This window comes from Novipirellula rosea (assembly GCF_039541335.1).
GTDB classification, from domain to species: domain Bacteria; phylum Planctomycetota; class Planctomycetia; order Pirellulales; family Pirellulaceae; genus Novipirellula; species Novipirellula rosea.
In genome coordinates, this window is record NZ_BAABGA010000049.1 from 167958 (window position 1) to 178780 (window position 10823).

Sequence of the window (10823 nt, forward strand, 5' to 3'; positions counted from 1 at the left end):
CTTGTGCCCCCGGTCGCAAAAATTGCGGACCATGCAAGTGAGGACAGAAAGATGGGTACGACAGAAACATTTTAAGGGCAGAGAAACTGAATCGTCTGTCGCGTAGTCACACCAAACTCTCGATGCGATGGTAGGTTCACTCCCTGCAACCGGGGGTTGGGCAGGAAGATTTGAGTCCGGGAAACTGGACCGTTTTTACTGAGGTCATCGGAGCAATCCGATCCGACCTGTCCAGCCAGTCGCAACGCGACGAAATGTAGTAGCCACGGACGTGAGTCCGTGGACCGACACGCACCTCGCCGCGAAGAGTCGCAACGCGACGGCAGGTGCTGCTGCGATGGTCCGATTGCCCCGCTGGGAACATTTGCGTCTTGTCTCGGTAGGTAACGGAGTTGATGTTTCAGCTTGGCAGCAATCAATTCACATTCCAGCAACGTTCGTCGATAAGCTGAGACCACTGAAGCCAACATTGGTAGAGACCAACATTGGTGGATGGCACCTATGCTCCTATTTCCCACTGCTCAGAAAGTGTAGCAACAATCGGTGCGCCCTTTGTCACAATAATGGTGTGTTCGAATTGCGCGGAAAGGTTCGCGGGATGACCGACGAGAGTCCATCCATCTTCCGCTTCGGTCACATGAGTGCTTATCGTGGAAAGAAAGGGCTCGATCGCGACGACTTGGCCGAGTTGTAGTCGGCGGGTATCGAACCGATCATAGGTGCTGACGATACCCTCAGGCTCTTCGTGTAGACTTCGCCCAATTCCATGGCCGGCAAGATTCTTGATTACCTTGAACCCATGTGTCGCCGCCGTGCGCTCGATGGCTTTTCCAATTCGGTTAATTGGAGCCCCCGCTCGGGCTTCGGCTAGCGCGGATCTCAAGGCCAACTGCGTAGCATGACACAATCTCGCCTTGACTCTTGCCACAGGCGGAACCACGATCGTGCCACCTGTATCCGCAAAATAGCCGCCAAGCTCGGCGGAAACATCGACATTCACAATGTCCCCCGCCTCGATAATTCGGTGACCAGGAATACCATGCGCAGCCTCTTCATTGACGCTGATACAGGTCGCGCCTGGGAAGTTGTAAGTGACTCGGGGTGCTGATTTAGCTCCAGAGCGATCCAACAACGCTTCTCCCAGCCGATCCAGTTCAGCGGTCGTCATTCCCGGTTCGACTGCGCTCAGCATGGCGTCGCGCACCGAAGCGACAACTCGTCCGGCATTCAGAACCCCGTCAACGTCACGCTGGCTTTCTACGGTCATGTCTTTACCTTCACTCGATTCATTGACGGTTAGCGGAACGGGCCATTCTTGTTTGACGGCGAGTATAGCGAGTCCTACCCAAGTCCGCTAAACCAGCATGCCATCGATCTGGAAAATTTCCTTTGATCGCCTTGTCAAGTTCGAGAGGCAGTTGCTCGATGGGTTTAGTCTCACGAGATGATGAGTCTGCCGATCGCGGAGCGTCGGGAGAGGTAACCAATGCTGAAATCTCCAGCAGCGACAATTCGCCTCAATGAGTGTTGCTTCGATCAAATGGAGAGATATGTATACAGCAGTTTGGTATGCAAGCAGATGCAATTGGCGATAATCGCCGCCGCGACTCCATTGCCGCTTAATGATCAACTGCCGTCGCCGAAGACGTCAACAAGGCGGTTGCATCACGAACGTTTGACGCCCAATAGGTAATCCACAATCTCCGTAAAGAAAATAAACGGAGCCATTAGGACCAAGATGATTATCGCGACTCCCAGATGATCCCACGTCCGCCAGACCCAATAGATCAGAAGACCACAATACGTTGTCGTTTTGAATAGAAACCGCAACGAAAACTGCGTCTTTCGTAGCGCCGGCTCTTTCTCGATATTATTGTTATCAGGCATTTCGGTCGCCTTTCAGTTTGAGTCCATCCGTAAAGCATTAATCAATTCCATGGACTGGCGTGCAGATTATCCACTGACATCGCCTAACGATTCTACAGTCTGCAAGTCGCAACGCCACGGCAGTTGTTGCTGTCTGCAACTCGATGCCACGCCGCTGGGATAAAAAGAATGGTTAGAAAATGGGTAAGAACTGGCCATTCAACCCACTTGCGAATCGCCGTGGCACACTCATTTTTCTGTCGCACCAATTTTTCTGTCGACTTCATACCACGATGGTCACCGATCGGGACCTGTGGCATGTCCTCTCACGCCGTCTCCATCCACCGACTACGAGATCGACTTGTTCCACGGTGTCCAAATCACTCACACCGCATGTGAGGACAGAAAAATTGATGCGACAGAAAGATTTCTAGGACAGGATGCTGGACAGCTTATCTCTAAACCGCACCGAACTCGTAGCGCGATGGCAGGTTCGCTCTATGCAACCAGAGGTTGGACAGGAAGATCGGGAGGGGCAGGAAAATTTGAGACCGGGCGACTTGGTAGCCACGTTTGCGGTCACCCCGGTTGACCAAATCATCCAGTCCTACCAGTCGCAACGCGATGGTAGACTGTAGCCACGAAACGTGAGTCCGTGGATCGATACACGCATCGCCACACAAAGTCGCAACGCGATGACGGATGTAGTTGTCTGCAACCCGATGCCACGTAACTGGAACGTAGTGAAAGGTTAGAAGATGGGAGGTTAGAAAATGGGGAAGCACTGACCGATCAAATCCAATTGCGAATCGCCTTGGCAGTCTCATATTTCTAGGACAGGATGCTGGACAGCTTATCTCTAAACCGCACCTAACTCGGAGCGCGATGACTGGTTCGCTCCGTGCAACCAGAGGTTGGGCAGGAAGATGGGGAGGGGCAGGAAAATTTGAGACCGGGCGACTTGGTAGCCACGTTTGCGGTCACCCCGGTTGACCAAATCATCAAGTCCTACCAGTCGCAACGCGATGGTAGACTGTAGCCACGAAACGTGAGTCCGTGGATCGACACACGCCTCGTCACACAAAGTCGCAACGCGATGGCAGATGTAGTTGTCTGCAACCCGATGCCACGTAACTGGAACGCAGTGAAAGGTTAGAAGATGGGAAGGTTAGAAAATGGGGAAGCACTGGCCGATCAAATCCAATCGCGAATCGCCGTGGCACACTCATTTTTCTGTCGCACCAATCTTTCTGTCGACTTAAGACCACGATGGCCACCGAACGAGGTCTGTGGAGTGCCCCGTCGCGCCGTGCCCATCCACAGACACCGAGACCGACTTGTTCCTGCGTGCCAAATCGCTCACACCGCAAGTGAGGACAGAAAAATTGGTGCGACAGAAAAATTTCTAGGACGGGATGCTGGACAGCTTATCTCGAAATCACATCGAATTCGCCGCGTGATGGCAGGTTCGCTCTGTGCAACCAGAGGTTGGGCAGGAAGATGGGGAGGGGCAGGAAAATTTGAGACCGGTAAACTAGATAGCCTGCACTGCGGCCATCAGAGATAAACTCTCCATGCAGTCGCAACGCGACGGCAGGAACTCCCGCGATGGCTCGACCGCCTCTTTACGTCTTGTCTCGGTGCATGACGAAGTTGGTGGCTTCCAAAAACATAAAAAGCTGCGGTCCGCGAATCCGCCAAGAGGTCGCCGCCAACGCCCCACGTGGCACAACCCAGCACGCGATCGCCGGCGTCACCGCCAAACGCAGGTTTGCTCGAGCACGTCCACGACAACGAGCTAGCCGTTTACAACGCGACCCACCGGTCCGCATCATCCAACGCCCACGGAAACCAACCATGAACCGCATCAAGTCATCCCAACAAGCGTCCGGCCGCAGCCACGCGATCTCGCGTGTCCAGCAACAAGTCAGCAGGGCCATGCGAGATCCCGATCGATGGGTCATCCGGATCACCTATCGCGATGCCGACGGCGTCGTCACCGTTCGCCGAGTCAGCCCGACGCGATGGCGGAACGACAACACATTCGTCGCGTTGTGCACCGGCCGCGGCGAGCACCGCCAATTCGACGTCCGCCGGATCGAGTCGATCGAGCTGGACCACGCCGCCGACGTCCTGATGCCCGAGGGCGTCATCAAGAGATAGGGAACCACGATGCCTCAACGAATCAACCCCTACGCCGCCCCGATCCGCACCGCACCAACGCCAACCAAACGCACTTATGGCTGTTGGTTAATCGTGTCTTTGGTTGGCTGGTACATCACCATGTTCGCGATGTCGATCATAATCAACGAGATGGCCGCAAGAAATGATCGCCAACAGAAGATCATCTAAGACATAAACGATAAGCTATACCGCAAAAATATTATGCACCGCCCCCAAAAAAATGAATGGCTTCGTCAACCGTGAACTGGCTTAAAATCTGACGAGATTTTCGTTGCAACGACGTTTGCCCAAGCTAGCCAATCTTGACGCAATATTTATAGCACGGGAGAATCCCATCCTTGTCAGTAACAGCAGCAACTAACGACGAGCTGCTGACTGCGCCCGATGTGAGTCATATAACTTTGGAAAATCAGGTTCCTGTCGTACACACTCAAACCAACGATTAAGGCCCTACCATGTCAGACAATAAGCTTCGTGATGAGGTGATGGCGAATCAGGTTTATCAACGCGACCTGTTGAAGTGGAAAATTATACTTTGTGGAGGTGTGCTTGCATTCGGACTAGGATTTACGGGCGAAAACACACCAAATGCTTACGTATCACTTTGTGCTATCCCAATTTGCGCAGTGTATTGTGATCTGCTCGTGTATGACGCTGACTTACGTATCGCAACGAAGGCGTACTTCTATCAATCACAAAATGAGCTAAATCTTATAGGCGAGTATGAACAGTTTCTCAGATCGCGTGCCGTGAAAGCAACCCGTTGGTGGGACTTTCGAAAATACGCAGTTGTGGGATCCTCTGTCACATTGTCCGCCATCGTGGCAATCTGTGGAATCATCGGAATATATTCGAGAGCATACGATGTGATCGAAACGTGCATTGGGCTTACGCTGTCTGGTCTTTTCGGCATCGCTTCGGCACTTTTTTTGCGAAGAAAAAGGACCAGACACGCGATGCATTGAAAGGCACTCTGTCCAAATCTAACAGTGGTAACTAAAACTAGTTAACAGTTCTTGCGCCTCCACGCTCAGTAACGCCTAGTCGGGAACTTTGAAATGGATAACGGGAACAAAGGCGATCCGCGGATAAAGTAAGTGACGTCCTTCTTGCCAGTGAGTGCGTGTTTCTCAGCGAGAGCGAAAATCACACCGGAGTACCTCTTACAAATAGCTTCGTCCAAGCAAATGGTCCAATACGGACTATAAAAAGGGCAACTGACGGAGTATTCAACTGTAGACTAACGGCTCCGATTTCTCGAACAGTTTCGTTAAATAAGAGATACGATTGGTGAGCGCAAAAGACAACGATTGGAAGTTTGGTTTTTTGGTCGCAAGTATTGTCGGCGGTGTACTGATTGCCACTGGACTGCTCTGGTACGTCATCGGAGAGAAGCCTAGACAATGGTATCCCGGTGCAGAAAACGGATTTCAACAGGCGGCTCAATTTGGTGACTCCTATGGGTACGTAAACGCACTTCTTTCAAGTCTTGCGTTAGGTGGAGCCTTAGCAGCAATCTTCCTGCAAACTATTGAACTTCGCTGGCAACGAAAGGAACTTCAAGAATCCCAAGTGGTTTGGCGTGAGCAAACGCGACAAGCCGAAATGCAAGCGCGACAACAGGAACTTCAAGCTTTGGTAATGGCCGACCAAGTTAGAGCAATTGACCGGCAAACTCGCGCCGTACTGTTGTCTACCATGTATGCTTACAAGAAACAAATGGCAGATGCGGAAAGATCAAAGCAAATTGACCCTAAGTGGATAGCAGAAAGAATTGATCCCGTAATTCACGACCTGCAGACGATTCTCATGGAAGTGGATTCGCGAGGAAAGAACGAATTGGAAAGGGAAATCGTAGGGATCTTAAGACTTTGCTTAAGTAAGATCAACGAATCACAGCAAGATGACTATTCCGGCGTCGGAGTAATGGACTTGAAGAAGTCTGTATTTTCGTTGCGAAGATATGGATTGCGAGGACGCGAGAGTCTCGTCCTAAGCAGCATCGAAAACGTGCTTGAGACCATCGAATCTGTTCACCCCCCTTCAAAACAAATTGAGCCACTGAAATGCCTGGGATGGACGATAAACCAGCTTGCTGAATCAATTGTTCAGTCGGAAGGAATCGAACTCGATGATAGCAGCTATATTCCAGAACACTTATTGGGCGAGTACGGAAGCACGCAAGAGCAACTAGAAGCAGAATAAAAAAGGGGGCCGGTACCTTTTCCACGTTGGTACCTTTTCCACGTTGAGCGTTGGACAGTCGCACCTATATTGAATTGCCCATCAATTTTGCCCCCAAATGCCTCTGACGCTGAAATACCGAGATTAGACGCTCCACCTTCACGTAGTACGTCACCCCCGGCCAAACTTAGCAAGCCGGAAATCTTACCCAGCGGGGGCTCGTGTCAAGTTGTTTGTCACACCGGCGAAATTGGTTTGGAGCACCGGCGGCGTTCGGGCCAGAGTTCATAACGACGGCGATCGGTCAAAGCAGATTTGGCGAGGTCTGTAGCAAAAGAAAATGTAGTTGGTACGAATGACACGAGCAAAACGTTGGAGTCCAGTCTTTGGCCGCCGCTACGCTACAATCGGGTGCAAAAGCGTGTTGGACACCTTTTTCGCCCCTCCCCCTCGATCGCCTGAAATCACCGGTTTGCCGCAAGCAATGTTGATAGCGAAAAAGATCTCGAGAAAAAACGGTGAAGCGCACCGCTGGTTATTATTTTCCGATCTTCAGCTCTGAACTGCCAGCAATCAGAACTCGTTGCGCTATATACCGGATGAGCGAAATATCATGCGACATCAACGCTGCTTCTTTTGAATACGGAAGTAATAGATTCGCGGATTCATCGGATGAGCCTGTTTTCGTGTGTACGATTTTACATCGGAGATCGTAAATACGGTCAGCAATGTGATCACGCAAATCGGTATCGTCGCTAGCGATTGGAATTCTGTAATCCGTAAGCCCGTTGGTTTTCTTCGAGAAAAATGTTTTGCGTTCTTCCGATTGCTCACAGTAAGTCCGAAGTTCGTCAGCACTTAAACACTCGTGAATCGTTGAACGCAGCATCGATCGCTCATCAGCAAATCCTCTCGGTCCAGTCGATAGTGCAGATATGACACGAGTTAAATCTGAATCGCGATCGGCACGAAATGTTGGATCTTTTAGAATAGTTGCAACCCTTCGGCGAGCCACTGACCTGCTATATATTGGGAAATAAAATTCGACGCATTGGTAATAAGCGAGAAACTGTAGAAGTGGCATTCCGCTAGCAGAACGCGCGTACCAGTAGAGTGTGATCGGTGAAGAGTCAAATTCCGTTTTTGGAAAGACGGGAGCGGCGTCCGCATCGCCACGATGCACAGAGCCCATCTTTCGCCGACGTCTGATAAAACGGCGAAGGCTAAGTGCAGTTCCACGGTTCAAATCGATCTGGAAAAAAAGCGAATTTGAAACGCGTTCCAAAACACTTAACGCTTGATCGTGTGTCTGGAATGGGATACCAGTGATTTTGATCGACCATTTTCGTCCGCCGCGTAGCGCACCAATCCCAGGATTCAGGGCATGTAGGTCGTCACTCCAGATACCAGCCCTAAGTTCGCAGTCCGGCGCGAACGACTCGTCAGTGATGATAACCGGATCGTCGCTTTCGGCACCCTCGGTTGAAACGCCGAAAGCATCTGCGACGATAATACTTGCCATCGATCTCTGCGACTGAAGTACGGCTTCAATCGTTTGCTTTTCGCGTGATGCAATTGCGTCAAAGTCGCCGAGGAATATATAGTCTTCAAATTTGGCGTTCACGAATTGTTGAATTGATGCTGGTTCCCAGAAGTAGAGTGGGCGGCCTTCTCGGCCATTTGGCATCTCGACGGCGAGGTACTGCGAGCCTTCCTGGTCGCGTGCAAGTTTGCATTCGATTTTCGCGTCTTCACATCTTTGGATGACCTCGCTCGCAAGCTCGTCATAGCTACGTCCACGCGCTACCTTCTTCTTAGTTGCTTTCTTTTTATTGGGCATTCAATCTCTTGTCGTATTAAGGATCGTTCATCGGGTCGTCAGCGTGAGCGCAAGGTCTTTCGGCGTCTTGCAAAACGCGATCTTAGCGTACCCGTACAGATCGTCCATCGTTCGATGCGGCGAAGAAAGAGGCAATCTTCCCCCTCTGAAATCCTAGTGTCAAGCTCTCACACCCGTAGGATATTCATAAAGGGAAGTGCAATCCGTAGTCTCACAAACGGACAGTTTGCCTGGGAATGTCAAGGTTTTCTGCATCACAAGCCTATATGACTGACTCGTTACGATGCCGCAACAATCAAATTAAAATCGCTTTTGGTGGAGGCGGCCGCCTGATGCTTGACGGTACGCACCCCCCGGCCTACGATGACCGCGAAGATGGGGCCCGTCATCTTTTTCGTGCACCCACTGGTTTTGAGATGGAAGTCGATTTTTACAACGTCAACGCTGGCGAAGAGTTTGAGCACGATTCAAAACGGTATCGCAAACTGGATGACCGCCGAGCAATGTTGATCGACCGAAGCACGAGCGACCGCCGCGTGATTCACTTGATGCCGGAAAGCCGAGTGCAAACGGTAAAGCGTGGAACGTGAAAACGTACGTGTCACCTTTTGGAATCCGGCCCTTTTCCTAATCGGAGGGCTCCGTCCGCAATCATTGGTATGGTTCGCCGCCGGATCGCGTTAGTCTTTCGGGAGTGTGGCAGGACGAGGATTTGAGATTGCTGCGTAACACACTATTGCAAAGGTCGCCGAGAACGCAATCGACCAAGTGGTCATGTCAAGCATATCGTCAATCGCACACGACAGTGGGATGGTTTGGAATCTACTGCTGTTCATCCCCGTTCTCGCATTGAGCGCAATCTCGCGGGCATAGGTATTGACGAACACCCAAACCAACGAAACACAGTAGTGCAACAGAGTCGCAAGGGGAATCGAGGTCCGTGAACGAAAAAGGACCCACGCGACGATGAGCGTTGGAGTCAAATTAAGCAATCCGGCAATTTCTGCGTCGGTGCCCAGGGACAGCATCCGGTATTGGGCAAAGTGCAATGCCAACATCGCGATCGCGACAAGAAGGTCGAAGATGCGAAGTTTTGGCAAGTCGCTGTCCTGTTTGAGCGGTGGAGTAAATGCTGCGCGATCAAGCGAATCTGTCCAGCCGGCGAACGACGCGGATCAGCGGGGATCGGGGCATGAGCATCCATTTGTGAAAAATAACCACCGACCCGCAGGGCGAGTAGAACGGAGTCTCTCGGATGTTAGGATACGCTTTGTGTTCACGGTTTGCCACGGATTTCTCCTTTGTGGTGCCACAATATTTGATCCTTGTCCAATTGATCACCGAACCCTCTCAGAACCGGACTGGCGCCGTTAACGCATCCGGCTCCCAGCCGACACCTCTCACCTGGCATCACTTTGCACTCCCCATCGCAATCAAGTCCGTAATCTGCCCCGGATTCGGCAACGGGTGTCGCTCGAGGTAGAGTCCGTAAGCTTCCCAACTGAGATTTCGTCCCTTCTGACTACGACGACGCATCCAACGAAGACCTAACTTTCGTGCCGCCTCCCGGAACTTCATCAGCATCTCCCAATTGTCATTGACATTGTAGTACTGAAAGTGTCCCTGGAGTTTGCGGACCAACGTTGGCCAGACCTCGCGGTGCGGCGTCGTCAACTTGGAGCGGAACCAGTCTTTGAGCTCGCGGATCTTCGATCGAAACTTCTTTGCCGATGTTCTCCGTTTCAGTTTGAACTTTCCAGCGCGGCTTGTGCCGCAGTAATGCATGAAGCCAAGGAAGTCGAATGTGCCCGGAGCCCCTTCACCGGACCGCTGGCAATCGCGACTGGCAAAACGGCCGAAACGGAGCAACTTCGTCTTCTCCTCAGCTAACTCTAACGAATACCGACCAAGACGTTTGGTCAACACCTCACGAAAACGCAACGCGTCCGATTCTCGCTCGAACGTGCAGATAAAATCGTCCGCAAAGCGAATGATCGAGGCCTCGCCTTTGAGACGAGGCTTCACCTGCTGCTCGAACCACTCGTCCAGCACGTAGTGCAAGTACACATTGGCTAGCAGTGGAGAAAGAACCGAACCCTGCGCGACGCCTTCCGTGGTGGCGTAACGTTTGTCTTGAATCATCACTCCGGCGTGCAGGAACTTGGTGATCAGCCGCAGCATACGAGAGTCTTCAATACGTCGCCCGAGAAGCTCTTGGAGCTTCCCAAAATCAACGTGTTCAAAGAACCCTTTAATGTCCGCGTCGAGCACCAGTTGACTCGCCGGCGTGTGATTGTCTGGCCCAGATCGGCCAGTGCTTGGTGGCAGCTTCGCTTGGGGCGGTAACCGTACGAGGTATCATGAAAATCCACCTCGTAGATTCGTTCCAAGACCATGACGATCGCCCGCTGGACTATCTTATCTTCCACGCAAGCGATTCCTAGAGGTCGCGTTTTACCGTCTCCTTTGGGAATGTCTCGGCGTAAACTCGGCTGAGGACGATAGCTACCGCGATGGATTCGATCTTCGAGAGCTTGCAAGTTGCCTTGCAAATTCTCTTCGTAATCGTCCACCGTGACCCCGTCGATCCCCGGTGCTTTGTCTCGCTTGCGTCGTCGGAAAGCGTAGAACAGCAGTTCAGTGTTGAGCAACGAAAAGAGGTTGCTAAACGTCGCTGATGCGTCGCCCTCCGCTCTCGTGGTGATGCGATCCAGTCGATCATACACCGGCGTTCCACTTCTGTGAGTGG

General features: G+C 51.8%; 10 protein-coding genes. 4 read left to right on the plus strand and 6 right to left on the minus strand.

Annotation, left to right across the window (positions count from 1 at the left end):
- Positions 1–499: 499 nt before the first annotated feature.
- Together map and ABD971_RS20235 are read right to left on the minus strand one after the other, a co-directional pair.
- On the minus strand, positions 500–1267 hold the full coding sequence (map, locus tag ABD971_RS20230; protein ID WP_345325049.1) for a type I methionyl aminopeptidase: 768 nt from the start codon (positions 1265–1267) through the stop codon (positions 500–502).
- A 398-nt stretch (positions 1268–1665) separates the two neighbouring features.
- Positions 1666–1887, minus strand: a complete 222-nt coding sequence (locus ABD971_RS20235; protein ID WP_345325051.1) for a hypothetical protein — start codon at positions 1885–1887, stop codon at positions 1666–1668.
- A 1836-nt stretch (positions 1888–3723) separates the two neighbouring features.
- Here ABD971_RS20235 and ABD971_RS20240 point away from each other — a divergent pair.
- The 3 genes from ABD971_RS20240 (at position 3724) to ABD971_RS20250 (ending at position 6255) form a co-directional block, all read left to right on the plus strand.
- Positions 3724–4029, plus strand: coding sequence for a WYL domain-containing protein (locus ABD971_RS20240; protein WP_345325053.1), 306 nt, complete (start codon positions 3724–3726; stop codon positions 4027–4029).
- Positions 4030–4038: 9 nt separating this feature from the next.
- Positions 4039–4218 (plus strand): hypothetical protein, encoded by a 180-nt coding sequence (locus tag ABD971_RS20245; RefSeq protein WP_345325055.1) that lies wholly within the window; start codon positions 4039–4041, stop codon positions 4216–4218.
- Between the two features lie 1122 nt (positions 4219–5340).
- Positions 5341–6255, plus strand: coding sequence for a hypothetical protein (locus ABD971_RS20250; protein ID WP_345325057.1), 915 nt, complete (start codon positions 5341–5343; stop codon positions 6253–6255).
- A 517-nt stretch (positions 6256–6772) separates the two neighbouring features.
- Here ABD971_RS20250 and ABD971_RS20255 read toward each other — a convergent pair.
- Positions 6773–8074, minus strand: coding sequence for a hypothetical protein (locus ABD971_RS20255; RefSeq protein ID WP_345325059.1), 1302 nt, complete (start codon positions 8072–8074; stop codon positions 6773–6775).
- Positions 8075–8340: 266 nt separating this feature from the next.
- On the opposite strand from ABD971_RS20255, the gene ABD971_RS20260 reads away from it, so the two are divergent.
- A complete protein-coding gene (locus ABD971_RS20260; RefSeq protein ID WP_345325061.1) occupies positions 8341–8664 on the plus strand; it encodes a hypothetical protein in 324 nt (107 codons plus the stop codon).
- Positions 8665–8754: 90 nt separating this feature from the next.
- Here ABD971_RS20260 and ABD971_RS20265 read toward each other — a convergent pair whose 3' ends face one another.
- The 3 genes from ABD971_RS20265 to ABD971_RS36190 form a co-directional block, all read right to left on the minus strand.
- Entirely contained in the window at positions 8755–9174 is a 420-nt protein-coding gene (locus ABD971_RS20265) for a hypothetical protein (protein ID WP_345325063.1), read from the minus strand.
- 310 nt (positions 9175–9484) lie between these two features.
- Positions 9485–10345, minus strand: a complete 861-nt coding sequence (locus ABD971_RS20270; RefSeq protein WP_345325065.1) for a reverse transcriptase domain-containing protein — start codon at positions 10343–10345, stop codon at positions 9485–9487.
- The coding region (locus ABD971_RS36190) for a reverse transcriptase domain-containing protein (protein WP_345325067.1) at positions 10243–10823 on the minus strand (581 nt) is incomplete at its 5' end. The genes ABD971_RS20270 and ABD971_RS36190, both read right to left, overlap by 103 nt.

Bases quoted from the DNA above. Each gene is read 5' to 3' on its own strand.
- ABD971_RS20260 (WP_345325061.1), top strand. From the start codon at position 8,341: ATGACTGACTCGTTACGATGCCGCAACAATCAAATTAAAATCGCTTTT.
- ABD971_RS20255 (WP_345325059.1), bottom strand. From the start codon at position 8,074: ATGCCCAATAAAAAGAAAGCAACTAAGAAGAAGGTAGCGCGTGGACGT.
- map (WP_345325049.1), bottom strand. From the start codon at position 1,267: ATGACCGTAGAAAGCCAGCGTGACGTTGACGGGGTTCTGAATGCCGGA.
- ABD971_RS20240 (WP_345325053.1), top strand. From the start codon at position 3,724: ATGAACCGCATCAAGTCATCCCAACAAGCGTCCGGCCGCAGCCACGCG.
- ABD971_RS20235 (WP_345325051.1), bottom strand. From the start codon at position 1,887: ATGCCTGATAACAATAATATCGAGAAAGAGCCGGCGCTACGAAAGACG.
- ABD971_RS20245 (WP_345325055.1), top strand. From the start codon at position 4,039: ATGCCTCAACGAATCAACCCCTACGCCGCCCCGATCCGCACCGCACCA.